Here is a 26,578-nt window from a genome sequence, read left to right on the forward strand (position 1 = left end):
CTGCTAGACGTACGGTCGTTGTTCAGCCGGCGCCGGTCAGCCGAGGGCGATCCGGTCGCCCGCGTGGTCGAGGAGCCGTTCGGCCGTGGTGAAGCGGCGCTCCGCCGAGCTGTCGTTCAGCAGCACGCCCACGACCTGCTCGCCACCGCGTACGCCCGCGAACAACAGGCAGTATCCCGCGGCCCTCGTGTAGCCGGTCTTCACGCCCAGCACCCCGTCCGCGCGCGTGAGCAGCTTGTTGGTGTTGTGCCAGGTGTGCGCCCGGTGCACCTTCGTCTTGGCCACCCTGTGGACCGTGTGCCCGACCACGGTCGTGAACGTGTCGTCGCCCAGCGCCCACTGGGCCAGCCTCGCCTGGTCGGCGGCCGTCGAGTAGCCGCCGTTGCCCGGGGTGGGCATGCCGTCGGCGTTGGTGTAGCGGGTGTCGTCCAGGCCGAGCGAGCGGGCGGTGCGGTTCATCTTGGCGACGAAGGCGGTTTTGCCCGGGCCGTAGCGCCGCGCCAGTGCGTTGGCCGCGTCGGCGCCCGAGGGCAGCATGAGGGCGTACAGCAGGTCCCTGACCGTGAAGCGCTCGCCCTTGCGCAGGCCCGCCGTCGCGGCGCCGTTGCGTGCGGCGTACGTCACGTCGGTCGCGGAGATCCGTACCGTGTCGCTCAGGCGGGCCTCGCGCAGCACGACGTACGCGGTCATGATCTTGACGAGGCTGGCGACCGGCATCCGGCGCGTCTCGCGCTTGCCGAGGTGGATCGTCCCCGCCGAGTCGATGACGTACGCCGCCTTGGCCGCCACGGCGGGCTCGTCCGCCGCCACGGCAGGGGTGGAGACCCCGACCAGCACAGTGACCACGACAGAACCCACGAAACCGGCGATACGCATGGCAATCATGGTGTCAGGAGATCAAGGGTTCGTTTGCCTGACACGGCCATAGGTATGGATGAGGCACGGGTAAATGGTTGATAGATCGACATGACGGGGGGCGGCGGCCATGGCAGGCAGGTTCATCATCAGCAGGGACGAACAGGGGGGTTACCGCTTCGCGCTCGTGGCGAACAACGGGCAGACGCTCGCGGTCGGCGGGGGATTCCCGACCAAGGTGGCCTGCGTGAACGGCATCGAGACCGTGCGCAGGAACGCCCCCGAGGCCGTCATCGACGACCGGAGCGAGCAGGGCGTCTAAGGCGGCGTGCGGGCTACCGTTCGTCCGAGGGGGTGTCCCGCTGCTTGGCCCAGACGGCGATCTGGGTGCGGGAGTTGAAGCCGAGCTTGTTCAGGATGTGCTCGACATGTCCCTCGGCGGTGCGCTGGGCTATCACCAGAGCGGCGGCGATCTCCTTGTTGCTCATCCCCTGCGCGACGAGGCGCGCTATCTCAGTCTCCCTGCGCGTCAGCGGCGACCATGACATTTTCCCGCCGAGCGGTTCGTCCGTGGCCTCGATCTCGCCCAAGGCGTAGGCGATCCCCTCGTCGTAGGAGAGCCCGGCGCCTTGCCTGGCGGCCGCTTCGAATGCCGGCTTGCCGAGAGCCTCTTGGGCACGCGACGCGCTCTCGTCGTGGTGGCGAAGGATGAGTTCGTACCTGAACGGCACCCTGTGGACGCCTTGGTCGTGTCTCCGCAGGAACCCCAGCAGCGTGGCCGCGTGGCGGTGCCGTTCCTGACCAGCGGCGATCCACGCCAGCACCGCGATGTTGACGTTGCTGCCGAGCAGGTCATCGATGGAGTGCTGGAAGCGCAGGCTCTCCCGCTCCAGAACGGTCGCGCGCGCGGCGTCGCCCTGCAACCAGAGCGCGACGCCGAGCACGGTCTTCCCGTACGCCCTGATCCACCTGTCGCCGTGCGCTTCACACACGGCCAGGCACTCCTCACCGGCGGCCACGGCGCGGGAGGTGTCCCCCAGCAGGGCGCGGGTCAGGCAGAGCCGGAACAGCGTCATCGTCAGGCCCTGCGGGTCGCCGGTGGCGCGGTGACGGGCGACCGCTTCCTCGTAATGCGTGACCGCGGTTTCGGCGTCTCCGCGATACATGGCGATCATCCCGGAGACAAGCGCCGCGTAGGCCAGCACCGGCTGCAGCCCCAGCTGCTCGCCCAGCTCCCGGGCCTGGCGTACCGCCGTCTCAGCGGTGGCGCCGTCGGCCTGGGTGATGGCCAGCCAGGCGTTGACCCACAGTGCCCGGCCGCGCATCTCGCTCGCCTCGGTGACGACGGCCAGCCCATGGTCCAGGCGGGCTCGTCCCTCGCCCAGATAGTTTCCGGTCATCCAGTGATGGAAGAGGTCAGCGGCCATGCCGAGGCCGGTTTCGATCTCGCCCGGCACGGCGAAGCAGTAGTCCAGGGCCTGGCGCAGGTTGGCGTGCTCGACCCGCAGCCTGTCGAACCATTCGACCTGATCCGGGCCGAACATCTTGGCGCGCGCCCGTGCCACCAGGTCGCGGTAGTGGTCGTGGTGCCTGCGCCGCATCGCCGGCTCCTCCCCGGAGGCGAGGAGCTGCTCGCGGCCGTACTGCCGGATCGTCTCCAGCATCCGGTAGCGTGCCGTCGCCTGGATCTCCTCCCGGACCAGCACCGACTTGTTCACCAGCGAGGTCACCAGATCGAGGACGTCCTCGCGCGAGACGCCCTCCCCAGAGCAGACCTCCTCGGCCGCTTCCAGGTCCAATCCGCCGGCGAACAACGACGCGCGGGCCCAGAGCAGCCGCTCGGGCTCCGTGCACAGGGCGTAGCTCCAGTCGACCAGCGCGCGCAACGTCCGCTGCCGGGGCGGACCTGCCCGCGGCCCGGTGGTGAGCAGGTGGAAGCGGTTCTCCAGCCGGGCCAGCAGCTGTTCCGGCGACAACATCCTCAGCCGCACCGCCGCCAGCTCGATGGCGAGGGGCAGGCCGTCCAACTGGCGGCAGATCCGCTCAATGGCCCCCCGGTTACTCTCGGTGATCACGAATTCGGGCAGCACGGCCGCGGCTCGCTCGGCGAGCAGCTGCACCGCCTCCTCCGGAGCCTCGGCCGACTGCTGCGAGTCGTCAGAGTCGGGCAGCGACAGCGTCGGCACGGCCAGCACGCGTTCGCCGGCGATGCCGAGCGCCTCCCTGCTGGTGGCCAGGATCCGCAGCTCGGCTGCGGAGCGCACCAGCGTGGCGGCCAGTACGGCGCAGTCGTTCAACAGATGTTCGCAGTTGTCCAGGACGAGCAGTATCTGCCGGTCACACAGATGCTTGACCAGCGCCTCCGTGGGCGGCAGGGAGGAGTGGTTCTGCACGTTCAGAGCGCTCAGCACGGTGAGGGCGAGCATGTCCGGATCTTCGAGTGTGGCGAGCTCGATCAGCCACACGCCGTCGTTGAAATTCCGCTCGACCTCGGCGGCGACCTTGAGAGCCAGCCGGGTCTTGCCGACACCGCCGACGCCGGTGAGGGTCACCACGGGGGCCGCGCCCAGCAGCCGCTTGATCTCAGCCGCCTCCCGGCGGCGCCCCACGAAAGTGGTCACCTGGACAGGCAGCGTACCCAGCCTCTGCCGGCTGGCAAGTGTGGTCGTGACTGTGTTCATGCGCGCCTCACGTCGCCCTCGACCAGTGGATCATCCTGCGCTGAGCTGGGCTTTTCAGCCTACGGCCTCGACCGAGCGGGTGCTCACATCGGGTGCGGCCGCCGTCACGGTGGTCCTCCGCCGCTGATCGACCTCAGCTGCCCCTGGCCGCCGACGAGACGTCCCGCACCCAGCACGTCAGTGACCACCGCGGGGGTCAGGGCGGCATGAAGCCGGGATTTCGAGGTCCTATGAGACCGGCGCGGTCTCTTCGTCGGCGGCGCGGCGCCGTCTGCGGCGACGCACCACGAACCAGGCCGCGCCCGCGACGGCGGTCACGGCGACGACCGCCGCGGCGAGGGGCGAGGCGGCGGCGAGTTGCAGCCACCCCCACACGATCGCCGTGCCGCCGAACCACCACAGGGGCGCCCAGGTCAGGCAGCCCAGCGCGCTGGCGACGACGTACCAGGGGTAGGACACGCGCAGCGCCCCGGCCACCCACGGCAGCGTGTGGCGCAACATGGGCACCCAGAAACAGCCGTAGACGGCCAGCGCGCCCCACTTCTCGACGACCTGCTCGATCTTCGCGATGCGCTCGCGGCCCAGCTTGACGCCGACGCGGGACTCGTAGAGCTTCTCGCCGAGCTTGCGGCCGACCCAGTAGTAGACCTGGAACGCTCCGAACAGGGCGAGCATCAGGATGGCGCCGACGAGCCAGTAGGGGAGGCCGAGCCAGAACGGCTCGGTGAAGCCGTCGGAGACGGGGGCGATCGCACGCATCATCCGCAGCCACCCCTCCCAACCTTAGGTCAGCCTTACCTTAATTCAAAGCCCTACTTACCTGCCATACCGGCTGCAAGTCTCCCGCAATGGGTGCAACCAGCCGACAAGCGGAACTCAACCGCCCTGCCTCACTCTATGAGGGAGGCGAAAGGGGTGTTGACGATGACGACGAGAAGCGCGGCCGCCCTCGCCAGCGGCACCGCGAACACGGTCAAGCTCTTCGTGGCCGCGCTCGCGTTCACCAGCGCCTACGTCGGCTTCTCCGCCTACCACAACGCCAACTCGGCGACCGAGCCCGTGACGACCATCACCCTGTCGGCCCGCGAGAGGCCCATCGCCGCTCCGATCAGGCAGACGGCCCCCGCCGCCAGGGCGGGAGAGGTCTCCGTCGGCGGCGGCGCAGGCTGCGCCGACCCGTACGTGGCCCGCAGCGTGGTCGTCAACCCCGACCCCGACCAGGCCGTGACGTACGGCTGGCGGCTCGCCCGCTGGAGCCCCGCGAACCGGACCTGGCGCACCTACTTGGTGGACCACGACGGCTTCGCCTCCGCCGCGAGCACCGTCGAGTGGCGGCCCCACGTCTCGGGCAATCCCGGGTGGTACCGCGTCGAGCTGGCCGTCGAGGGCGCCAGGACCATCAGGAGCGAGCGATTCCAGGTCAGCTGCTGACCGACTGCCGCGCCGCCTCCACCCAGCGCGGCACGCCCACCCGCCCGGCCACCTCGAGAGCCTTGTGGTAGTGGTCGCGCGCGGCGTCGGGCTGCCCCAGGCGGATGGCGAGATCGCCGAGCGTCAGCGCGACAGGCCACAGCGCCACCACGCCGGTGCCGGCGCCCGCCACCCGGTCGGCGAACGGCTTGAGCTTGTCGTAGCAGTCGACCATCCGCTCCCGGTCGTCCAGCAACATGCCGGCCAGCGCCCGCCAGGTCATCACCAGCTCGTAGAGGAAGTCGGGACGGACCGGAGGCCGGGTGGCGGCCACGGCCCTGGCCTCGTCGAGACGGCCCGCCGAGGCGAGGGCGAGGGCGTAGGCGTCGAGCGTCCACTTGGCGCCCCGCAGGTGGGCCTCGGCGAGCTGGTCGACCATCCCGGCGGCCCGGCCGTCGACCAGGTGCAGGCAGAACGTCGTGATCAGCGGCAGGTCCTGGCGGCCCTCCAGCATGCCGGCCCGCTCCGTCATCCTGGCCGCGTCGCGGTAGGCCCGCCCGGCGCCGGCGTAGTCACCGGCGATCATGAGCCGCTGGCCGGCGTACCAGACGACGACCGCGGCCGGCGCCGACAGGTCGTACTGCTTGGCCAGGCGGTCGGCGGCGGCGGCGTGCTCGTCGGCGGTCGCGAACTCGCCTCTGGCCGCCGCGCACTCCAGCAACACCAGATGGGCCAGCGCCTGCGTGGCCATCTGACCGGAGCGCTGGGCGACCTCCAGCAGCTCCCTGCCGATGCTCTCGCGCGTGTCGACCGCGGGGATGTCGTACGACTGGCGTAGCCGCCCGCTGAGCGCGGCCGCGATCAGCGCGGGGTCGCCGCTCTGCCTGGCCAGCTCCAGCGCCTCCAGCGACGCCTGCCGGCCTCGCTCGGGGGAGGAGGAGCCCTCCAGCTCCAGGGCGAGCGTGGTCAGGAGGCTGGCCCGCAGCCGCTGCTCGCCCTCGGGCAGCTCCATGAGCGCCCGCTCGGTGACGTCGACGATCTCCCACGCGGTGCGGGTGAAGTCGCGGGCCATGCCCTTGTGCGGCACGGCCAGCGAGGCGGCCACCTTCGCGGTGATCTCGAGGTCGCCCAGCGGCAGCGCGGTGTCCATGGCCTGGCGGCGCAGCACCCTGGCCGCCGACATGTCGCCGCACAGCGCGAGGGCCCTGATCTGGCGCAGCATGAGCGCCAGCCGCTTCTTGGTGCGCTCCGGCGTCTGCGCGCCGCCCGGCTCGTCGTTGCGCGAACGGTCGAACGCGGCGATGGCCTGCTCCCACAGCGTGGCCGCCTCGCGATGGGCGAAGCGCCGCTCGGCCTGCTCGGCCGCCAGCCCCGCGTAGTGGACGGCCTTCTCGGCCGCGTCGGCGAGGAAGTAGTGGTGGGCGAGCGCGGCCACGTCGGACGGAGTGCGCTCCTCGATGACCGCGGCCACGGCCGCGTGCAGCCGGGTGCGGCGCAGCCGGGAGGCGTCGGAGTAGATCGTGTCGCGCACCAGGTCGTGGTCGAACCTGAGCAGCCCGGGCCCCGGCTCGGTCACCAGGCCCGCCAGCAGCGCCGCCTCGACGGCCTCGATGACGGCGTCCTCGTCGCCCGCCACGGCGATGAGCACGTCGAGGTCGACGTCGCGGCCGATCACGGCGGCCTGGAGCAGGATCTGCTGCGCGCCGGACGGCAGCCGCGAGATGCGCCGCCGCAGCACGTCGCGCACGCCGGAGGGCACCTGCGACAGCACCTCGGTCGCGCTCGCCCGGTCGGCCGCGCCCTCGGAGTCGAGCAGGCGCACGGTCTCGCGGACGAAGAACGGGTTGCCGCCGGTGCGCTCGACGATCGACTCGACCGCGTCGTCGTCGATCTCGCGCACGCAGGTGGCCTTGACCAGCTCGGCCACGGCCTTCGGGTCGAGCCCCGACAGGCCCACGCGGACCGGGCCGAGCCGGGCCAGGGCGGCCAGCACGTCGGACTGGCGGTCGTCGAGCTCGCTCTCCCTGCACGTCACCACGAGCAGCACCCGGCTGGTGGCCAGCAGGCTGGGCAGCGCCCGCAGCAGGGCCAGCGTCTGGTCGTCGGCCCAGTGGAGGTCTTCGAGCGTCAGCAGCACGGGCGACCTGCGCGCGACCCCCGCCAGGTAGCCGCCGACCGCGCGGTGCAGCCGGAAGCCGCCGGACACCTCGTCCTCGTCGGGGTCGGGGGCGGCGTCGTCGAGCAGCGGCGCGAGCAGCTGGGCGTATTCGCCCGCGCCCGTCACGCCGATGAGGGCGCGCAGGATCTCGACCCACGCCCAGCCGGGCGGGGTGGCGCTGGAGTCGGGACAGGCCCCGGACGCGGCGATCCAGCCGTCGCCGGCCAGCCGGGTCTCCACCTGGCGCAGCAGCGTGGTCTTGCCCGCGCCCGCGACGCCGGTCACGATCGCGACCTGGAACCTGCCGGTGCGGGAGGCCGCCGTGGTCAGCCTGGTCAGCTCGGCGTCGCGGCCGACGAACGGCTCCGGCTCCAGCGGCGGCGGGTCGACGGGCGTGGCCGGACGGGGCGGCCAGGTGTCGGTGACCGGCGCCGGCCGCGCGGGCCGCGCCGGAGCGGCCAGCTCCAGCTCGGGCGACTGGGCCAGGATGTCGGACTCCAGCTTGCGCAGCGCCGGCCCCGGGTCGATGCCCAGCTCGTCGGCCAGGATGTTGCGCGCCCTGCGCAGCGCGGCCAGCGCGTCGCCCTGCCGGCCGCAGCGGTAGAGGCCCAGCGCCAGCAGCCGCCAGCCCTCCTCGCGCAGCGGATGTTCCGTGGTCAGCGCCTCGAGGTCGGGCACGGTCTCGGCGTGCATGCCGAGCCGCAGGCCGGTGTCGGCGTGCCGCTCGCGCGCCACGAGGCGCAGCTCGGTCAGCCGGTTGACCTCGGCCTCCGCCCACGGCTGGTCGGCGAAGTCGGAGTAGGGGGTGCCGCGCCACAGGCCCAGCGCCTTTTCCAGGCGGCCGCGGGCGGCCTGCGGATCGCCCTCGTCGAGGTGCTCGCCGGCCGCGCGTACGAGCTGCTCGAACCTGAGCGCGTCGACCTGGTCGGAGGCCACGCGCAGCGCGTAGCCGGAGGCGACCGTCACCAGCAGCCGGTTGGGGCCGCCGCGCGGGCGGCCGGGCTCCAGCACCCTGCGCAGGCGCGAGATGTAGACCTGCAGGCCCGACTGCGCGCCCTTGGCCGCATCGTCGTCCCACAAGTCGTAAAGAAGCGTGTCAACGGGCACGACCTGGCCTCTGGCCACGAGAAGCCGGGCGAGGACGGCCCGCTGCCGCAACCCGCCGAGGTCGAGCTCGTCGTCGTGTTCGTACGCCTCGACTGGCCCCAGAACTCGGAACGCCACCATGTCAGCCGCCACGCTATGCGGGCCTGCGAATCACGCACAAGGTCTTTGTTGGGTTTGGGATTGTCACCGATCTACCTCCGCTTGGAAACCGCGTCCCCCGGTGCGGCGAGTCGTTGCAGGGTGCCAGGACATGGTGTTCACCTCGTGGTCGTGGTGCAGTGACCTGGAGCGCGTGCCGACCGGCCGCCGGGCGCGGCGGACGGCTCGATCCGGGTCGCGGAACGTCTTCGGCCGAGCTGGCCGGAACGGTGGTCAAGAGGGGGCCTTCGAGATCGTGGACGGGGGCTCCGCCTCGGCGTCTCGGCCGTTTCGCCGGCGCAGGAGCGCCCATGCGCCCAGTGCCAGGCCGCCGAACGGGATCTCGATAGTGTAAGTCCAGAAGCCGAAAAGCAGTGCGGTCGCGATCGCGGGAGTGCCCGGCACCCCGAACGCGATCAGCAGGGCGGCCACGCCGCTCTCCATGATCCCCGCGCCGCTGGGCGTGATCAGGGCGCTGGTCAGGACCCTCGACAGCGCGAAGACGGCGATCGACTCGGCCAGACCGGGCCAGGCGCCGGTGGCCTGCATGCAGGCGGCCATGATCGACCACTGGAAGCCGAGGAAGAAGATCATGCCGAGCGACAGGCCGGGCCACCGGGTCCTGACGACCCCGGCGGTGTCGGCGCGCAACCGGTGGAAGGCCGCGGAGGCGTGGAACTTCACCCGCAGCAGCCTGGTGAGGCCGTCGAGCGCCCGGCCGAGCAGCGTGGCGGCGCGCTCCCAGTAGAGTGCCGCGGCCACGACCGCGCAGAGCACGAGGATGGAGATCGCGCCCGTCCAGCCCGCCCTGGCGACGGTCGCGTTGGGGGCCTCGTCCGCCATCAGCAGCGCGATGATCCCGACGGCCGGCAGGATGAACCTGAACAACGTGTTCCATATGCCGCTGACCAGCGTCATGACCACGAACGAGCGGTTGGAGAAGCCCCATCCCTTCGTCATGGCGAACGACACCGCCACGCCGACCGCCCCGCCGAACGGCAGGAGGTTGCTCACCGCGCTGCCCGCCGCGTTGAGCGTGAGGCCCTGCAGGTTGTTCAGCCCCGGCAGGGAGTTGGTCAGCACGAACGTGTAGGCCACCAGGCTCAGCAGCCACAGCACGGCCATGATCGCGATCTCGCCCGCGCCGAGCGCGCCAAACACGGCGCCGATCTCGGCCCAGGAGACCGGTTTGCCGGTGAGCCCGCGCACGATCTGAGGCAGGTAGACCACGAGCAGCACGGCCAGCCCGAGCGACAGGACGGACAGGGCGATCTGGAGCCACTTGTTCTTCATCGGGATCCAGTCTGACGCGGGCTAGGTCGGCCACCGGTCGAACGGATGAGTGAGGCGGGCGCCGGGAGGGAGGTCACGGCGAACGTACCACTCCGTGCCGAAGACCAGGCGGTAGAGAGGGCGGGGGACCTTCAGCATGACGGCGAGGGTGCGGTCGCTGTCACCGCCGCTGGCCTGCGAGGCGTGCGCGGCCATGGATGCCCGCTTCTGTTTCGCATATTTCCGGACATTGACGCGGTGGGTGATCGTCTCGCTCGCCGAGTACGCGCTCTCGAACGTCCGCACGTCGAACTCCGGCGGGAACCGGTAGAAGCGGCCGGCCAGCCGCAGCAGCCTGACGAGCGGATCGCGGTTGACCGTCGCCTCCAGGACGATCGGCGTGCCCGCGATCTTCGACGCCCGCTTGCCCACCCGGTGCACCTGCACGTGGTCGGGGTGGCCGTAACCGCCCGCCGGGTCGTAGATCGCCAGCAGCTCGGCCTCCTCCTCCTGCAGGATCGCGGCCAGCGCCTTGGCCGCCTCCTCGGTGTCGGCGTCGATGAAGGCGTTGTCGGGCCGCTCGTCGGCGCTGCCGCCCTGAGGGCTCAGCCCCGAGTCGCCGTAACCCAGGCATTCCACGCGGGCGCAGCCGAGCAGCGCGGCCGACGCGTAGAGCTCCTTGAGCCTGGTCTCGCCGAGCGCCTCTCCCGGCTCCATCTCGGCCAGGCCGCGCTCGCCCGCCGTGGCCACCACGAGCACCACGCGGTGCCCCTCGGCCGCGAGCATCGCCATGGTGCCCGCCGTCAGCAGGGCCTCGTCATCGGGGTGGGCATGAAAGAACACAGCGGTACGTGGAGGCACACGCCCAGATTAGTCTGGGAGGGGTGCGGATCTTTCACGTGAGCGACTGTTACCTGCCGCGACTCGGGGGGATCGAGGTCCAGGTCGCCGATCTCGTGCGGATGCAGCGGGAGGCCGGCCACGACGTCTCCGTGGCCACGGCGACCAGGGGCGAGCCGCTGCCGGGCGTGCAAAGGATCGTCGCCAGGATGCCGTTCGACCTTCCCGTGCACCCGTTCGGAGTGGGGCATCTCACGCGGCGGCTCGCCTCGGTCCGGCCCGACGTGGTCCACGTGCACGCGGGGGCGGTCTCGCCGTTCGCCTGGATGGGCGCGCGGGCCGCGGTGCGTGCCGGGGTGCCGTGCGTGGTGACCGTGCACAGCATGTGGGATCCGGTCACGCGGGGCCTCTACCGGCTGCTGCGGCTCGCGTTCGGCTGGCAGCGGTGGCGGCTGGTGGCGACCACGGTCAGCAACGCCGCCGCGGCCCCCATCCGCGAGGTGGCGGGGCCCGGGGTGCCGGTGCGCGTGGTCCCCAACGGGCTCGACCTGTCGGGGTGGGCGCCGCCGCCCGGCCGGCCCGCCCCGCGCGACGAGGTGCATGTCGTCGCGGTCGGCCGGCTGGCTCCGCGCAAGCATCCCGTACGCCTGCTGAAGCTGTTGCAGGCGGCCCGCGCGCGGGTCCCCGCCGAGATCCCCATGCGGGCCACGATCGTCGGCGACGGGCCCGCACGAGGCCGGATGGAACGTTTCCTCGCCGAACACGGCATGACCGGCTGGGTCTCGCTGCCCGGGCGGCGCACCCGTGAGCAGATCGCCAAGGTTCTGGAGTCGGCCGACGTCTTCGTGGCTCCGGCGCCGCGCGAGTCGTTCGGCATCGCGGCGCTCGAGGCGCGGGCGGCGGGGCTGCCCGTGGTGGCCAGGGCGCAGAGCGGGGTCGCCGACTTCGTCAAGGACGGCACGGAGGGGCTGCTCGGGCGCACGCCGGGCGACCTGGCACGCGCGGTGGCGCGGCTGTGCGCCGACGCAGGGCTGCGCGAGTCCATCGCGGCGCACAACCGCGCCACGCCGCCCGCCGCGGGCTCGTGGCCGGCCGTGATCGAGGGCTTCGACCAGGCGTACGCGCAGGCGAGGTCCATGCGCCGCCCCCGTGAGCGGCCCGGTCAGGGGCCCGGTCAGCGGCCTGATCAGCGGCCCGGTCAGCCGCGCCGCAGCACCACGTAGCCGTCGCGCTCGAACACCTTCACGTAACCCTGGGCCTCCAGCTCGCCGACCGCGGCGAGCTGCTGCTCGGGCGAGCCGAAGGGGAACTCCCAGCGCGAGGTGTCGGCCACCACCCACGGCGCGCCGTGCGACGTGGCGCCCCACAGCAGGACGGTGGTCCTGGAGGTCAGCGCGGGACCGACGGAGTTGGCCGCCTCGACGGTGACCCCCGAGGGCACCTTGGCGACGGCCTCGGCCGCGGCGGCCGCCCTGGGCTCGGTGTAGAAGCCCGGATGGTAGAGCTGGTCGAGGGCGAACCGGGGCACCAGGGTGAGCGCGACCGCACAGGCGCCCGCCGCCCAGGCCAGCTTGAGCGAGCGGTCGCCGGAGCGTCTGATCAGCCGTAACAGCCTCGACAGGCCGTCGACGCCCGCGCAGAGCAGGATCACCACGGTGAACGCGCTGTAGTGGAAGTCCGCCTGCCACCACTGGGGCCGGTCGCCCAGCATGCGGACGAGCACGTGGGGCAGCGCGACCAGCGACAGCGGGGAGAGCAGGCACAACAACAACGTCGGCCACACCATCAGGAGCAGGGTGTCGACCTTGGCCTCCGCGCTGAAGGCGAGCAGCACCGCGGAGAGAGGGTCACGCAGGATGCCGAGGAGGGCGCCGGGCAGGTCGTCACCGAGATGCCCGTAGGCCCAGTAGTCCTTGGCGTCGCCGCCGAAGACCGTGATCGTCAGCCCGCGTACGAGCAGCACGGCGCCGAGGCCCAGCAGCGCGCTGAGCACGCCGCGCCACCGGTCGCCGAGGGCGATCAGGCAGGCCCCCGCACCGATCACCATGAGCCCCATGTCCTCCTTGACGAGGAGGAGGGCGGCCATGGCCAGGAACGCGGGCACCATGCGCCCCGCGTGGTAACGCTCGATCATGATCGCGGTGAGCACGGGGACGAACATGGCCTCGTGCACGTCGAACGCGACCGCCTGCGCCACCGGCCACGACAGCGCGTACGCCACGCAGACCAGGTAGGCGGGCCAGGTGCCGATGACGCGCCGGGTGAACAGCCAGACGAACGGGATCGCGGCGGCGAACAGCGCGGCCTGCGCGACGATCAGCGTCTCGGGGCCGTCGTGGATCCAGTAGAACGGCGCCAGCACCGCGTAGATGGGCGAGAAGTGGTCGGCGAGCTGGACGTAGTCCATGCCCCGGCCGCCGAACATGCCGCGCACCGGGATGTACGGAGGCCGCAGGCCCGCGTAGTTGCGTACCGCCTGGTCCACGATCACCAGGTCGAACGTGGTGGCCCTGAAGGTGGCGAGCTTGACCAGGCCGAGAACGGCGTAGGCCACCCCGGCGACGAGCGCGACGGCGCCCACCCGCACGCGGTGGCCCGGCAGCCGGCTCTTCCATGACGGGACGCCGGCGCCACCGGCCCCCACCGGCGTCTCAAGCGTCTGTCCCGTCACGGGGAGCAAGACTAGAACGGATCAGCCCGAACCCGGACACGGCCGCCGCCCCTTACCGCCCCCCACGGGCGGAGCGGCGACCGTGCGCCCGGCTAGGAGCAGGCGGCCGTGATCTTGCTGGTGAAGCCGTTCACCTTGCCGCTGAACTCGGAGACCGAGCTCAGGTCGCCGCCCTTCATGGAGTCGAACCCGGCCGCGAGGTCGTTGAGCGCGGCGGCGACCTCACCGTCGTACTTGCCCGCGAGCTCCTTGGTCTTGTCGGCCGCGGTCTGCGACGCGGTGCCGATGGCGTCGGTGTCGGTGGCGTTCTTCGTGACCGCGGTGCTCCACTCACTGGCGATCTTGCTGGCCTCGCCGGCCGCGGTGTTGCAGTCTACGGCGTTGCCCAGGGCACCACAGGCGGTGGTGAGGACGGCAAGAGTAAGCGTCGCGGCCGCGACGGCCAGACGACGGCGTGGGGGAGTCATTTCCGTGCCCTTCGTAGGTTTGCGAACGAAGGGAACATTATGGAGCACGACTTGACCGTCACTTGCACCCCACTAACACCACGGGCGTCAGGCGGGCGTAAAGCCGTGCAGCAGGACCTGCACGATCTGCTCCGGCTCGGGCAGGGGAAGATCCAGGAGCCCCCGGTAAGTGACGAAACCGACAAACATCTCAGTAAGCATCCAAAGGTCAGCATTCGGCGGCAGCTCGCCGCGTTCGATCGCGCGCTCGTACACGATCCACGAGCGCTCCATCCGGGTGCGCATCCCGGTACGGATGATCTCGGCGACCGCCGGGTCCCGGCCCGCCTCGCCGAAGACCTGCCTGGCCATGCGCGCGACGTCGGGCTGGTGCCAGAGGGCGAGGGTGTCGGAGACCACCACGCGCAGGTCGCCTTCGAACGAGCCGGTGTCGGGGATGGCGACGTGCGCGTTCATGATGCCGGCGATGGTTTCGAGCACCATGTCGCGCTTGGTGGCGTACCGGCGGAACACGCTGGCCCGGCCCACGCCCGCCGCCGCCGCGACGTCGTCCATGGTGAAGTCGAGGCCGCGGGAGAGCACCAGCCCGGCCGCGGCCTGCCTGATGCGGTGATCGACCGTGGGATCGGGCTTGCGTCCACGCGCAGACATAATGATACTCCAAGTATCTGATATCAACGGTCTCACAAATCAGGGGTTGCTATGAGGGTAATCGTGGTCGGAGCGGGCGTCGCGGGGCTCGCCGTGGCGCACGGACTGCTCAACGCCGGTCACGAGGTCGAGATCTACGAGGAGGCCCCCGAGCTGCGTACGGCCGGCGGCTCGGTCTCGCTCTGGCCGGCCGCTACGGCCATCCTCCGCGAGCTCAAGGTCGACTACTCCGGGACCGGGCGGCGCCTGGAGACCATGGAGTCCTGGGCCGTCGACGGGCGCAGGCTGTTCACCGTCGACCTGACCGAGGCCGAACGCCGCTACGGCCACCCGAGCGTGCACGTGGCCCGCCGCGACCTGGTCGAGCTGCTGGCCGACGGCATGCCGGTGACCTACGGGGTGGCCGCCGAGCACGTGGTGCCCGAGCGGGCCGAGGTGCGCCTGTCCGACGGCCGCACGGTCCGCGGCGACGTGCTCGTGGGGGCCGACGGGCGGCGCTCGGCGGTGCGCGAGGCCCTGTGGGGCGGCGACCGCGCGACGCTGAGCGGCTGGGTGACCTGGCAGGGGTTCACCACCAGGCCCACCACGCTCACCGAGCAGCGCAGGGCCGTGATGATCGCCGGTGCGCGGGAGTTGTGCGGGCTGATCCCGGCGGCCGAGGGCCGGCTGCTGTGGTGGTTCGACGTCAAGGCCGAGCCGGGCGGGCCCTTCTGGGACGGCGACCCCGACGTGGCCGGACGGCTGCGCGAGCGGTTCCGCGGATGGGCGGACCCGGTGCCGGACATTCTGGAGACGATCACCGAGATCGACTTCTTCCCGCACCACAAGCAGCCGTTCACCGCGGCCTGGGGCAAGGGGCCGACCACACTGGCCGGCGACTCCGCCCACACCATGCCGCCCACCATGGCCCAGGGCGCCAACCAGGCGTTGGAGGACGCCTGGCTGCTGAGTACGGCGATCGGCGGCCTGGGGTCCGGGTCCGGTCGCGAGGAACTGGCCGGCGCGCTGCGCGCGTACGAGCGGGCGAGGTCGAAGGTCGTACGCCTGCCCGCCCGGCTGGCCGCCACGGAGATCACCGACAGGCAGGGCTCGTTCGCCGGATTGATCCCCGACCGGCTCGCGACCTGGCTGTATGTCAAGTGGTTGCGGAGAGTCAGCACCTACCTCTTGACAGCGTCGTGAGCGCGACCTGACGATGTCGCATATAGAGCAACTCGGTGCGTAATACGCAACAAGAGGTGACGGTTGGCGACGACGTCAAGCTTGATCGCGACCCTTCAGGGGAGCTCCTACACGGACCCTGAGGTGTTCGCGCACGAGCAGGCAAGGATCTTCGAGAACCTCTGGTTCTGCGCCGTCAGGGCGGGGGACCTGCCCAAGCCGGGCGCGTTCAGGACGGTCCAGGTCGGCAGGGAGAACGTGATCGTGGTCCGCGGCCGGGACGACCGGCTACGCGCCTTCCTCAACGTCTGCAGGCACCGCGGCGCCCGGTTGTGCGTGGAGGAGCAGGGCGAGGTGCGCCGGACGATCAGGTGCGCCTACCACGCCTGGTCCTACGACCTCGACGGCCGGCTCGCCGCCGCGCCCAACCTGGTGAAGATGCCCGACATCGACCGCGTGGCGTACGGGCTGGTGCCCGTGCACCTGCGGGAATGGCTGGGGTACGCGTGGGTGTGCCTGGCCGCCGAGCCGCCCTCGTTCGAGGAGACGGTGCTGAACGCCGCCACCGAACGGCTCGGCGACCCGGCCGCCATCGACCGCTACCACGTCGAGGATCTCGCGCTCGGCCGCAGGATCCGCTACGACGTGAAGGCCAACTGGAAGCTCATCGTCGAGAACTTCATGGAGTGCTACCACTGCGCCACCATCCATCCCGAGCTGACGGCCGTGCTGCCGGAGTTCGCCGGCGGCTACGCGGCCCAGTACTACGTGGGCCACGGCGCCGAGTTCGCCTCCAGGGCCGAGGGCTTCACCGTGGACGGCGGCCCCGGTTTCGGCCGGTTGCCCGAGTTGTCACAGGAACAGGACCGGCGCTACTACGCGATCACCGTCAGGCCGCAGGTGTTCGTCAACCTGGTGCCCGACCACGTGATCATGCACCGGATGTACCCGATGGCCGCCGACAGGACGGTCGTCGAGTGCGACTGGCTCTACCATCCCGACGTGATCGCCTCGGGGGCGGACCTGTCGACGTCCGTCGAGTTGTTCCACCGGGTCAACGAGCAGGACTTCGACGCCTGCGAGCGGACCCAGCCCGGCATGTCGTCAAGGGCGTACGTGGAGGGCGGGGTGCTCGTGCCGAGCGAGCACCACATCGCCCTCTTCCATCAGTGGGTGAACCAGCGCTTGCGGGGATAGCGCACGGTCAGCCCTCCGTACTTCGCCCTGCCGCTGATCACCACCTGGAGGGCGCCCGGGCGGGGCCGGCTCGGGACGTGGTTCGTCGAGGTGTTGCCCCAGTCGCTCTGGAAGGCGTCCACGTTCACCACCGCGCCCTCGGGCAAGATGATCTTGGCGGAGCCGTAGGTGAGGTCGAGCTCGACGTCGACGACCGGGTGCGGGATGACGGCCTGGGAGAGGTCGAGCTCGGCGCTGCCGTACTTGGAGGACACCCGCAGGCGCCGGGGGACGGCCCAGTCGCCCGAGCGCTTGAGATGGCCGTGCTTCGCCTCCAGCTCGACCACGTCGTTGACCCGGGGCTGGTCGACGGGGAGATCGTTGATCAGACTCAGCAGGTCGCCGTAGGTCTTCGCACTCAGGGCGATCTCGAGCCGGTCTTCGAGCTCCATCTGGGTGAGACGACCCTCGGTGAACGCGCGTTGAAGCTGCTGGGCGGTGCGTTCCCGATCTTCGTCGGAGACCCGCATCTGCATTTCCGACATGTCCTGAGCATAGGTTCGCAACGCTCAGAACGGGAGACGTCGGCCGGAAGGGGTGCGCAGATCGAGGGGCGGCGACGGGCGCACAGGCCGGGGGCGGTGGCTGACCTGTATTCTCTTCACATCTATTGGGTACCCAGCGGGTCGCCGTGAAGTCGCGATCCTTGGGTAGCGTGAAGGCTGATGTCGGCAGAACCGTTCTCGCATCCGGCTCTCCTCTACCGAGGCGAGCCGGAATACGTCGCTGCCACGACCGCCTTCGTCCGTGCGGGCCTGGCGGCCGGCGAGCCCGTCGCCGTCGCCGTCCCCGCCCGCAATCTCGCGCTCATCGAGGCCGCGCTGGGGCCGGAGGCCAAGGCGGTCCGCCTGCTCGACATGGGCGAGGCGGGGCGCAACCCCGGCCGCATCATCCCGGCCGTGCTGCGCGACTTCGCCGACCAGCACGCCGACGACCACGTACGCATCATCGGCGAGCCCGTCTGGCCGGGCCGCACCACGACGGAATATCCCGCGTGCGCCCAGCACGAGGCGCTGATCAACCTGTCGTTCGCGGGCCGGCACGTCACGATCCTGTGCCCCTACGACGTCGCAGCCCTGGCCCCGGCGGTGATCGAGGAGGCGTCGCGCACCCATCCCGTGCTGCGCGACGCCTCCGGCGAACGGCGCAGCCCCGCCTACGCGCCCCAGCTGGTGATCGACGCGCACAACCGGCCGCTGGACGAGCCCCCGGGGTGCCCCTCGCTGCGGTTCGACAGCGGCAACCTGTCGGCGGCGCGGGCACTGGCCGCACGCGAGGCCGCCACGCTGGGCTTCGCCGGCGACCGGCTCGACGACGTGCGGCTGGTCGTGGCCGAGCTGGGCGCCAACAGTCTCGACCACGGCGGCGGCTCCGGCAGGATCAAGGTGTGGTTCGCGGACGGGCGGCTGGTGTGCGAGGTCAGCGACGCCGGCCACATCACCGACCCGCTGGCCGGGCGCAGCCCGGTCGACCCGCGCCAGGCGGGCTCGCGCGGGCTGCTCATCGTCAACCTGCTCAGCGACCTCGTACGCGTGCACTCGACGCCGGAGGGCACCACGATCCGGGCCTATTTCGACGCCCCCCGGCAGCGCTGAACGGCGGCGTCAGAGCTTTCGACCTCCGCCATGCTGGGACAGCGCGTGCCGCGCACACCGGACTGCGGCCGGCTCCACCCACCCTGAGGGGGCAAGCCCTACCCAGGGTCACGTCCAGGCAGGTCACCGGGGTCGGCCGGGCCCTGCCGCGACCAAGGTATTAGGGGATCCTTCAGGGCCGGTTCGGGCCCATCTCCGATAGTCGCCAAGCTCGTGTTCCACGAGCTTGGAGGCATGAAGGGATTGCTCGCCACGGGATTCGCAGCCATCGGCGCCGGAAGCGGCGCCATGCTCACCTTGCACGCGGGATCCGACCTGGACCCGCTGCACAGCGTGATCAGCGAGTACGCGTGGCAGTCCGCCGGATGGCTGCTGCCCGCCTCGCTGACGTTGTTCGCGGCAGGCTCCGCGCTGATCGCCGAGGCACTGCGCCGGTCCGGGACGAACCGCTGGGTCGTCGCGCTGCTGCTGGTGTGGGGGGTGAGCATGTTCCTGGTCGGCGCCTTCCCCACGGACCGGCCGGGAGTGCCGCTCTCCCTGTCGGGAGGCATCCACCGTTACGCCGCCTTCGCCGCCTTCCTGGTGATGCCCGCGGCAGGACTGTTGCTCGCCCGGGCGAACGTGCGCTTCGCCAGGGTGGTGCGGGTCCTCAGCGGAGTGGCGCTGGGCGCGCTGCTGCTGGTCGTGATCCCGTACGTGGTCCGCATGCTTGGCATCCCGCTGACCAACGAGGACATCCCGGCCGGCCTGACCCAGCGGGTCGTGGTCATCACGGAGCTGGGTGTGCTGGCGCTGGCCGGCCTGTCGATGCTCAAGCCCTCGGCCCGGCGCTCCGAGGTCTCGCCGATCATGGCCTAGCCGTTGGAGTGAAAGCCGTCTCCCGGGAAAGGGGGGAGTTCCGCATTCACCTGAGGAGTGGCTGGAATGACGATTCTGATCGCGTACGACGGTTCCGACGACGCCAAGGCCGCGATCGCGTTCGCGGCCGAGATGTTCCGCGGCGCGGACGCGGTCGTGCTGACGGTGTGGGAGCGGCTGGCGGTGACCTCGGCCAGGGCCTCCGCCGGGCTGATGATGGCCATGGACCAGTCCGGCCTTGAGGACGAGGCGATCGCCAAGGCGATGCGCGAGCTGGCGGGGCGCGGTGCGGACATGGCGAAGGAGTGCGGGCTGAACGCCGTCCCCCAGTGCGACGTGGACAGCGTGGCCGTCTGGTCGACGATCGTGGACGTCGCGACCGAGATCGACGCCGAGCTCGTCGTGACCGGAACGCGCGGGCACGGCGGGGTGCGCTCGCTGCTGCTCGGCAGCACGTCGGACCGGGTGCTGCACCACGCGGGCAGGCCGGTGCTGGTGGTGCCCGCTCCGGAGCGGAAGGACTGAGCGGCCGTGCGTTCGCCTACGGTCCTGTAGCATGAGGGCCATGACGACGTGCCTGGTGATGATGAGCCCCTAGGGGCTGCTCATCGGCGACGTCTTGTTGAGGCCCTGCGAGCGGGGCCTCTCGTCGTGTCCGGGGCCCCTTGGAGGCATCCGATGTACATCACGACGACCATCCCCTACGTCAACGCCCGCCCCCATCTCGGGCACGCCCTGGAGCTGGTTCAGGCCGACGTGCTGGCCCGGCACCACCGGCGGCGTGGCGAGCCCGTGCGGTTCCAGACCGGCACCGACGACAACTCCTTGAAGAACGTGCTGGCCGCCGAGGCGGAGGGCGTGCCGGTGCGGGAGCTGGTGGACAGGAACGCCGCCGCGTTCGAGGCGCTGCGGGGGCCGCTGGACCTGTCCTTCGACGCGTTCATCAGGACGAGCAGCCACCCCGGGCACCGCGCCGGCGTCGAGCGGATCTGGGAGGCCACCCGGCACGACCTCTACCAGCGGCACTACGAGGGGCTCTACTGCGTGGGCTGCGAGCAGTTCTACCCGGCAGGGCCCTGTCCCGACGGCCACGAGGCACCGCTGCAGCTCGTCTCCGAGCAGAACTGGTTCTTCCGGCTCTCCCGCTATCAGGACGCCCTGCTCGACCTCCTCCGCGGCGGGCGGCTCAGGATCGAGCCGGCGGCCCGGCGCAACGAGGTGCTGGCGTTCGTCGAGGCAGGGCTGGACGACATCAGCGTCTCGCGGTCCGCCGCCCGCGCCCGGGGGTGGGGCATCCCGGTTCCCGGCGACCCCGGCCAGGTCGTCTACGTGTGGTGGGACGCCCTCGCCAACTACGTCACCGCGCTCGAAGGCGGCGACTACGACCGCTGGTGGGTGGCCGAGCCGCGCAAGGTGCACCTCATGGGTAAGGGCGTGATCCGCTTCCACGCCGTCTACTGGCCCGCCATGTTGTTGTCCGCGGGAAAGCCGCTGCCCACGGGGATCTTCGTGCACGACTACCTCACGGCGGGCGGCCGCAAGATCAGCAAGTCGTCCGGTGGCGCCGCCGACCCGGTGGCGCTGGTGGACGCGTACGGGGTCGACGCCGTGCGGTGGTGGCTGCTGCGCGAGGTGCCGCGCGTGGGCGACGCCGACTTCACCGAGGGACGGCTGGTCGCCCGTGCCGACGAGGACCTCGCCAACGGGCTGGGCAACCTGGTCAACCGGGTCGTCACCATGGTGCACCGGTTCCTGGACGGCCGGGTCCCGGCGGCCGGTCCCGAGGAGTGGCCGTTCGAGGCTTCAGGGGCGGTGCACGAGGCGCTGGAGGCGTTCGACTTCCGGCGGGCCGCGACGGCCGTGCAGGCGCTCGTCGAGGAGGCCAACAAGTACGTCGAGCGGACCCGGCCGTGGGCGCGCTCGCGGGCCGGTCAGGAGGTGGCCCTGGCCACGCTGGTGCACGCGTGCCGGACGCTGGCCGTACAGCTGGAGCCGTTCCTGCCCACGGCGGCGGCGCGCGTGGCCGCCGCGGTGGCCGCCGCGGGTGACGGGCGGCTGCCCCGGCCGGAGCCGTTGTTCCGGCGGCTGGCCGTGTCGACCGCCGGGCCCCGTGACGCCCTGCGAGCCGGTGTTGACGGCGGCCGGTCGCCAGCCTAGGTTGGCGCGCATCAGACCCGCCGGTATGGAGGCGCCGCATGCCCACCGTCGACACCCTGCGCGGTCCCGTGGACGTGGACGATCTCGGCCAGACCCTCATGCACGAGCACATCTTCGTCGTGGCCGCCGAACACCTGGACAACTACGGCAGGGGCGCGTGGTGGGACGAGGAGTTCCGGGTGGCGGACGCGGTCGGGAAGCTCAACGCGGTGGCGGCGAAGGGCGTGCGGACGCTCGTCGACCCGACGGTGTGGGGGCTGGGCCGCTACATCCCGCGCATCCAGCGGGTCGCCGAGCAGGTGCCGGGCCTGAACATCATCGTCGCCACCGGCCTCTACGCCTTCGAGGAGCTGCCGCACCAGTACGAGCACCGGGGCCCGGGCCTGTTCCTCGACGGGCCCGACCCGATGATCGACGACTTCGTCCGCGACCTCACCGACGGCATCGCCGACACCGGGGTCAGGGCGGCGTTCCTGAAGTGCGTCGTCGAGGCCAAGGGCCTGACGCCCGGCGTCGAGCGCATCTGCCGGGCCGTCGCGCGGGCACACGCCCGCACCGGCGCGCCGATCACCGTCCACACCAACGCGTTCACCCAGAGCGGACTTCTCGCGCTCGACCTGTTCGCCGAGGAGGGAACCGACCTGGAGAAGGTGATCGTCGGGCACGCGGGGGACAGCAACGACCTCGACTACCTCATGCGCATGGCCGACACCGGCGCGACCCTCGGAATGGACCGATTCGGGTTGGACGTCTACAACTCGACCGCGCAGCGGGTGGCCACGATCGCGGAGCTGTGCCAGCGCGGATACGCCGACCGTATGGTCCTCAGTCATGACACCGCCTGTTTCATGGACTACTTCGGCGGTGCTTGGGATGACGCCCGCGCCACGCTCGCGCCCAACTGGCGCTACGATCACATTCACGACGACGTGTTGGCCGCACTGCTCGACTCGGGTGTGACCGATGGCCAGATTGAGCAGATGCTGGTGTTCAACCCGAAGCGCTACTTCTCGTAGAGTGGTCGGATCGGGCAAGCAACGCAAGTAGGTGGAGCTGGGTGACTTCGGAGCAGGCCTTGTCGATAAGCCTCGGACTCCAGGGACCCTGTGTCATCGCGCGGTTGACGGGGGATTTCGACTTCGGCTCCGCCGCGGAGGTTCGCGACCGCGTCACCAAGGCTCTCGACCTGACACAGCCTCCGCTGCTCGTCATCGACATGCAGGCGGTCAGCGTCTGCGACTCCTCCGGCCTGTCCGTGCTGGTCTACCTGCACAAGGCCGTCACCGCCTCAGGGGGCCGGCTGCTGTTGTCGGGGCTCAACGGCCGCTGCAAGCACCTGTTCGCGATCACCGCGCTCGACAAGTTCTTCGACATCCGCAGCACGGCCGAGCTGGCCATCGCCGAGCTCAACGAAGCGGGCGATCCGCCGCCTTTCACCGGCTGAGTGCCGCCAAGGGCCCCCACCAGGGGGCCGTCTGCCGTGTCGTCCCTGCTCAGCGGCTGGGCATCTCCGGCATCCTTGTATAAGCCCGGCATAAAAGAATAACTGTTTCGTATCAGATCGCCTTGGTGAAATGTTGATACTTCCGGATTCTTGATGTAATCGACTGGATACCAGTCGCTGCCACAGGGGGATGGCGACTGCATCACTGGGGGAATCATGGTCAAAAGTCTGGTTGGAACGTTTTTAGTCGCCGCTGCGGCTACCTCGCTCATGGCCGCGCCCGCCAGCGCGACATCGTCCTCGGCCGGCGCGTCCGCGGTCGCGGTCGCCGCCAAGCCTCATCTCATCCGCGGCAAGATCTCCTTCGGCCGGTGCGGGCACACCTGCCGGGTCCAGGTCAGGATCAAGAACGTCTCGCGTACGACCGTCTTCAAGGTCAGGCTCAAGGCCCGGCTCAAGGTCAACGGCAGGCACGTGGGTACGTGCTACGACAACGTCGGCACCATCAGGGCCGGCAAGACCCGCTGGGCCTCGTGCACCGTGCGGTCCAGGAGCCTCTCCCGCGCCTACAGCCGGTATCTCGCCGGTAGGAGCGACTACAACCGGCACGTCTTCACCACGACCTACTACAGGTATTACCGCTAGACGACGGGGGAGGGCCGGCCGCGTCGCGAGCCGGCCCTCCGGCCTACGCGGTGACGAGGAGCGCCAGCCCGATCAGCACCACGACCGGGACAAGCCACATCACGGCCTCGACAGCGAACTCCTTGTACATCGCGCGAATCTCCTTCTCCGGGGCGGCCACACGTCAATGGGCAGCATAGCCGCCCGCCGGCCATGCCGGAGTCCAGGAGATCGCCGCCGGGCTCAGGCGGTGACCGCGCCGTCGGAGGCGGAGCGGACGGTGGCCACGTACTTGGTCAGCACGCCGCGTTCGACCTCGCGTTCGGGCCGCTGCCAGGTGGTGCGGCGGCGTTCCAGTTCGGCCTCGGGCACGAGCAGGTCGAGGGTCGCGGCGGCGCTGTCGATGACGATCGGGTCGCCGTCGCGTACCAGCGCGATCGGCCCGCCGTGGTAGGCCTCGGGGGCCACGTGCCCGATCACCCGCCCGTGCGAGACTCCGCTGAAACGGCCGTCGGTCACGAGGGCGACCGAGGTGCCGAGGCCCCGGCCGACCAGCGGGCCGGTGATCGAGAGCATCTCGCGCATGCCGGGTCCGCCCGCCGGGCCTTCGTAGCGGACCACGATGACGTCGCCGGGGACGATGAGGTCCGCCTCGATGGCGGCGATGCACGCGTCCTCGGAGTCGAAGACCTTGGCGGGGCCTTCGTGGCGGAAGTCGTCCTTGCCGCCCAGTTTGAGCACGCATCCGTCGGGGGCCAGTGAGCCGCGCAGGATGGCCAGGGCGCCGCGGGCCTTGAAGGGCTGCTCCGCGTCGGCCACGACGGTCTGGCCCGGTGTCTCCTGGGCCTGGGCGGCGACGTCGGCGAGGGTGCGGCCGTCGATGAGGGTGACGTTCTCGCGCAGCAGGCCGGCTTCGAGCAGGCGGCGGACGACGAGGGAGGTGCCGCCCGCCCGCCACAGGTCGGCGGCGGTGTGGGGGCCGCCGCTCGGTTTGAGCCCGGTGATGATCGGGACCTGGCGGCAGACCTCGCCGATCGTGTCGATGGCGAGGGGGAGTCCGGCTTCGCGGGCGATGGCGAGCAGGTGCAGGACGGCGTTGGTGGAGCCGCCCATGGCCGCGACCGAGACGATCGCGTTGTGCAGGGCGTCGGCGGTCAGGATGCGGGAGGGGCGGGCGTCGCGGGCCAGCGCCTCCATGGCGATCTGGCCGGCGCGGCGGGCGGCGGCGTGCTTGTCCGGGGCCACGGCGGGGATGTCGCCGATGCCGAAGGGGGCCAGGCCGAGGAAGTCGGCGACGCTGCCCATGGTGTTGGCGGTGTACTGGGCGGCGCAGGTGCCGGCCCCTGGGCAGGCGTGGCGGGCCAGGTCGTCGAGTTCGGCCTGGTCGAGGCGGCCGACGGCGCGTTCGCCGAGGGCTTCCCACATGTCCTGGATGGTGACGTCGCGTCCGCGCCAGCGGCCGGGCAGCATGCTGCCGCTGTAGAGGACGACCGCGGGCACGTCGAGGCGGGCCAGGGCCATGATGGCGGCCGGCACGGTCTTGTCGCAGCCGACGATGGCCACCAGGGCGTCGAAGGAGTGGGCCCGGCCCATGAGCTCGATCGAGTCGGCGATCACTTCGCGGCTGATCAGCGAGGCGCGCATGCCGGGCGTGTGCATGGTGAGGTTGTCGGAGACGGCGATGGTGTTGAACTCCATCGGCAGCCCGCCCGCCGCGCGCACGCCGTCGGCCACGTGCGCGGCCAGCTCGCGGTGGTTCAGGTTGCACGGCATGGTGCCGGTCCAGGTGGAGGCGATGCCCACCACGGGGCGGCGCATGTCCTCGTCCGACAGGCCCATGGCGTAGAGGTGGGAGCGGGCGGGTGCGCGGTCGGGATCGTCGGCGATGCTCAAGGGGTCAACCTCCGGTGTACGGGTCGTCGCTCCTCAATGATCCTGTGCCCGCTGCCGGCGGCTCCCTCCGGCCCCCTCACTGCTCGCGCAAACCCCACGGTGAGCCGTACGCCGCCAGCAAGTCCAGGAACGGGCGCGGCTCGAACGCCTCCGGCCCCAGCACGCCCGTGCCCTTCCATACCCCGCCGGCCAGCAGTTCCAGGGCGACGACGGGGTTGACGGCGGTCTGCCAGACCACGGCCTGGGAGCCGTACTCGCGCATCGACCAGGCGTTGTCCACCACGTGGTACAGGTACACCTCGCGCGGCCGCCCGTCCTTGACACCCTTCACCCAGGTCCCGGCGCAGGTCCTGCCGCGCATACGGTCGCCCAGCCCCGCCGGATCGGGCAGCACGGCGGCGACCACGTCGCGCGGGGCCACCAGGGCGGTGCCCTGGCCGGATCTGACCTCGACCGGCTCGGTGCCGGTCAGGCCGAGGGTGTGCAGGGTCTTGAGCTTGTCGATGAAGTCCTGGCCGAGGCCGTACTTGAAGGTGACGCGGCGGGCGTCCACCCAGCGCGGGACCAGCACGACCTCCTCGTGCTCGACGTTCACGCACTCGACCGGGCCGATGCCCTCGGGGAAGTCGAAGACCTCCGGCTCGCTGAACGGCTCCGTGGTGTGCCAGCGGCCCTTCTCGTAGACGACGGGCGGGTTGAGGCATTCCTCGATGGTGGTCCAGATGGAGAACGAGGGCGCGAACGTGTAACCCTCGACGGTCAGGTCGCCGCCGTCCCTGACGCCGATCTCCTCGATCTCGTCGAAGAGCTCGTCGGCGGCGTACCTGGCGAAGACGTCGGCGAGACCCGGCTCCACGCCCATGCCGACCACGGCGAGCCGCCCGGACGCCGACCACGCGTCCGCGCGGGCGAACTGCTCGTCGCCCAGCTTCACCCCCACCTCCTCGTACGGCCGGTCGGGGTGCGGGCGCGACATCGACATCGCCATGTCGAGATAGTCGGCTCCGGCCGCGAGCGCCGCCTCGAACAGCGGCAGCACGAACCGGGGGTCGGTGGCGTTCAGCAGGACGTCGCAGCGGTGCGCCGCGAGCAGCGCGGTCACGGCGGCGGTGTCGCCGGCGTCGACCCTGGCCGGGGTGAACCTGGCCGCCCGCTCGCCCAGGGCGGCGATGGCCGCCTCGGTGCGGGGGAGGTCGTAGTCGGCGACGACCATGTGCTCGAAGAACGGGCGGCGCGCCGCGATCCTGGTGATGGCGGTGCCCACACCGCCGGATCCCACGAGAAGGATGCGCATGACGATAAATCCCCTTTTGAGTGGATTGGAGGGGTGTGTCGTCTATCCAACGCCGGTATGCTCAAC

The 26,578-nt window shown here is 71.1% G+C and carries 24 protein-coding genes; 12 read left to right on the forward strand and 12 right to left on the reverse strand.

Annotated elements, in window-relative coordinates; all coding sequences use genetic code 11:
• Positions 1-36 precede the first annotated feature (36 nt).
• Positions 37-876 carry a serine hydrolase gene (locus tag ABGA98_RS14615; RefSeq protein WP_347618794.1) on the reverse strand — a complete coding sequence of 280 codons (840 nt, stop codon included), beginning with the start codon at positions 874-876 and terminating at the stop codon, positions 37-39.
• A gap of 109 nt (positions 877-985) precedes the next feature.
• Between ABGA98_RS14615 and ABGA98_RS14620 the strand changes: the two genes are divergently transcribed.
• The gene (locus tag ABGA98_RS14620) at positions 986-1,177 is read left to right on the forward strand and encodes a DUF1508 domain-containing protein (protein ID WP_347618795.1); all 192 of its coding nucleotides are present in this window, start codon (positions 986-988) and stop codon (positions 1,175-1,177) included.
• Positions 1,178-1,190: 13 nt separating this feature from the next.
• On the opposite strand, the gene ABGA98_RS14625 is transcribed toward ABGA98_RS14620, so the two are convergent.
• A complete protein-coding gene (locus ABGA98_RS14625) occupies positions 1,191-3,476 on the reverse strand; it encodes a LuxR C-terminal-related transcriptional regulator (protein WP_347618796.1) in 2,286 nt (761 codons plus the stop codon).
• A 288-nt stretch (positions 3,477-3,764) separates the two neighbouring features.
• Positions 3,765-4,298, reverse strand: coding sequence for a VTT domain-containing protein (locus ABGA98_RS14630; protein ID WP_347618797.1), 534 nt, complete (start codon positions 4,296-4,298; stop codon positions 3,765-3,767).
• 162 nt (positions 4,299-4,460) lie between these two features.
• Here ABGA98_RS14630 and ABGA98_RS14635 point away from each other — a divergent pair, with 162 nt between their 5' ends.
• Positions 4,461-4,967, forward strand: coding sequence for a hypothetical protein (locus tag ABGA98_RS14635; RefSeq protein ID WP_347618798.1), 507 nt, complete (start codon positions 4,461-4,463; stop codon positions 4,965-4,967).
• Here ABGA98_RS14635 and ABGA98_RS14640 read toward each other — a convergent pair.
• From ABGA98_RS14640 to ABGA98_RS14650, 3 genes are all read right to left on the reverse strand, one after another.
• Positions 4,957-8,331 carry a BTAD domain-containing putative transcriptional regulator gene (locus ABGA98_RS14640; RefSeq protein WP_347618799.1) on the reverse strand — a complete coding sequence of 1,125 codons (3,375 nt, stop codon included), beginning with the start codon at positions 8,329-8,331 and terminating at the stop codon, positions 4,957-4,959. The two genes, ABGA98_RS14635 and ABGA98_RS14640, sit on opposite strands and share 11 nt — an antisense overlap.
• A gap of 252 nt (positions 8,332-8,583) precedes the next feature.
• Positions 8,584-9,642, reverse strand: a complete 1,059-nt coding sequence (locus ABGA98_RS14645) for a lysylphosphatidylglycerol synthase domain-containing protein (protein WP_347618800.1) — start codon at positions 9,640-9,642, stop codon at positions 8,584-8,586.
• Between the two features lie 21 nt (positions 9,643-9,663).
• Positions 9,664-10,482 (reverse strand): PIG-L family deacetylase, encoded by an 819-nt coding sequence (locus tag ABGA98_RS14650; protein WP_347618801.1) that lies wholly within the window; start codon positions 10,480-10,482, stop codon positions 9,664-9,666.
• A gap of 23 nt (positions 10,483-10,505) precedes the next feature.
• On the opposite strand from ABGA98_RS14650, the gene ABGA98_RS14655 reads away from it, so the two are divergent.
• The gene (locus ABGA98_RS14655) at positions 10,506-11,684 is read left to right on the forward strand and encodes a glycosyltransferase family 4 protein (protein WP_347618802.1); all 1,179 of its coding nucleotides are present in this window, start codon (positions 10,506-10,508) and stop codon (positions 11,682-11,684) included.
• Here the strand turns inward: ABGA98_RS14655 and ABGA98_RS14660 are convergent.
• From ABGA98_RS14660 to ABGA98_RS14670, 3 genes are all read right to left on the reverse strand, one after another.
• Positions 11,660-13,132 (reverse strand): DUF2079 domain-containing protein, encoded by a 1,473-nt coding sequence (locus tag ABGA98_RS14660; RefSeq protein WP_347618803.1) that lies wholly within the window; start codon positions 13,130-13,132, stop codon positions 11,660-11,662. The genes ABGA98_RS14655 and ABGA98_RS14660 overlap by 25 nt on opposite strands.
• A gap of 92 nt (positions 13,133-13,224) precedes the next feature.
• Positions 13,225-13,599 (reverse strand): hypothetical protein, encoded by a 375-nt coding sequence (locus ABGA98_RS14665; protein WP_347618804.1) that lies wholly within the window; start codon positions 13,597-13,599, stop codon positions 13,225-13,227.
• An 87-nt stretch (positions 13,600-13,686) separates the two neighbouring features.
• The gene (locus tag ABGA98_RS14670) at positions 13,687-14,250 is read right to left on the reverse strand and encodes a TetR-like C-terminal domain-containing protein (RefSeq protein WP_347618805.1); all 564 of its coding nucleotides are present in this window, start codon (positions 14,248-14,250) and stop codon (positions 13,687-13,689) included.
• Positions 14,251-14,301: 51 nt separating this feature from the next.
• On the opposite strand from ABGA98_RS14670, the gene ABGA98_RS14675 reads away from it, so the two are divergent.
• Both ABGA98_RS14675 and ABGA98_RS14680 read left to right on the forward strand, forming a co-directional pair.
• A complete protein-coding gene (locus ABGA98_RS14675) occupies positions 14,302-15,432 on the forward strand; it encodes an NAD(P)/FAD-dependent oxidoreductase (protein ID WP_347618806.1) in 1,131 nt (376 codons plus the stop codon).
• Between the two features lie 81 nt (positions 15,433-15,513).
• Positions 15,514-16,608 carry an aromatic ring-hydroxylating dioxygenase subunit alpha gene (locus tag ABGA98_RS14680; RefSeq protein ID WP_347618807.1) on the forward strand — a complete coding sequence of 365 codons (1,095 nt, stop codon included), beginning with the start codon at positions 15,514-15,516 and terminating at the stop codon, positions 16,606-16,608.
• Here ABGA98_RS14680 and ABGA98_RS14685 read toward each other — a convergent pair.
• Entirely contained in the window at positions 16,578-17,132 is a 555-nt protein-coding gene (locus tag ABGA98_RS14685) for a DUF1707 domain-containing protein (RefSeq protein WP_347618808.1), read from the reverse strand. The two genes, ABGA98_RS14680 and ABGA98_RS14685, sit on opposite strands and share 31 nt — an antisense overlap.
• A 180-nt stretch (positions 17,133-17,312) precedes the next feature.
• Here ABGA98_RS14685 and ABGA98_RS14690 point away from each other — a divergent pair, with 180 nt between their 5' ends.
• From ABGA98_RS14690 to ABGA98_RS14720, 7 genes are all read left to right on the forward strand, one after another.
• Positions 17,313-18,242: an anti-sigma factor RsbA family regulatory protein gene (locus ABGA98_RS14690; protein WP_347618809.1), complete on the forward strand. Its 930-nt coding sequence runs from the start codon at positions 17,313-17,315 to the stop codon at positions 18,240-18,242.
• Positions 18,243-18,476: 234 nt separating this feature from the next.
• Positions 18,477-19,100: a DUF998 domain-containing protein gene (locus ABGA98_RS14695; protein ID WP_347618810.1), complete on the forward strand. Its 624-nt coding sequence runs from the start codon at positions 18,477-18,479 to the stop codon at positions 19,098-19,100.
• Positions 19,101-19,166: 66 nt separating this feature from the next.
• A complete protein-coding gene (locus ABGA98_RS14700) occupies positions 19,167-19,625 on the forward strand; it encodes a universal stress protein (RefSeq protein WP_347618811.1) in 459 nt (152 codons plus the stop codon).
• Between the two features lie 153 nt (positions 19,626-19,778).
• Positions 19,779-21,257, forward strand: coding sequence for a methionine--tRNA ligase (metG, locus tag ABGA98_RS14705; RefSeq protein WP_347618812.1), 1,479 nt, complete (start codon positions 19,779-19,781; stop codon positions 21,255-21,257).
• Positions 21,258-21,295: 38 nt separating this feature from the next.
• Complete coding sequence (locus ABGA98_RS14710) at positions 21,296-22,273, forward strand: phosphotriesterase-related protein (RefSeq protein WP_347618813.1); 978 nt, start codon at positions 21,296-21,298, stop codon at positions 22,271-22,273.
• Positions 22,274-22,314: 41 nt separating this feature from the next.
• Positions 22,315-22,701: an STAS domain-containing protein gene (locus ABGA98_RS14715; RefSeq protein WP_347618814.1), complete on the forward strand. Its 387-nt coding sequence runs from the start codon at positions 22,315-22,317 to the stop codon at positions 22,699-22,701.
• Positions 22,702-22,971: 270 nt separating this feature from the next.
• Positions 22,972-23,346: a hypothetical protein gene (locus ABGA98_RS14720; protein WP_347618815.1), complete on the forward strand. Its 375-nt coding sequence runs from the start codon at positions 22,972-22,974 to the stop codon at positions 23,344-23,346.
• A gap of 222 nt (positions 23,347-23,568) precedes the next feature.
• Here ABGA98_RS14720 and ilvD read toward each other — a convergent pair whose 3' ends face one another.
• Together ilvD and ABGA98_RS14730 are read right to left on the reverse strand one after the other, a co-directional pair.
• Positions 23,569-25,218 carry a dihydroxy-acid dehydratase gene (ilvD, locus tag ABGA98_RS14725; RefSeq protein WP_347618816.1) on the reverse strand — a complete coding sequence of 550 codons (1,650 nt, stop codon included), beginning with the start codon at positions 25,216-25,218 and terminating at the stop codon, positions 23,569-23,571.
• A gap of 76 nt (positions 25,219-25,294) precedes the next feature.
• On the reverse strand, positions 25,295-26,512 hold the full coding sequence (locus ABGA98_RS14730) for a saccharopine dehydrogenase C-terminal domain-containing protein (RefSeq protein ID WP_347618817.1): 1,218 nt from the start codon (positions 26,510-26,512) through the stop codon (positions 25,295-25,297).
• Between the last annotated feature and the right edge of the window lie 66 nt (positions 26,513-26,578).

Source organism: Nonomuraea sp. B1E8, assembly GCF_039871515.1.
Classification (GTDB): Bacteria; Actinomycetota; Actinomycetes; order Streptosporangiales; family Streptosporangiaceae; genus Nonomuraea.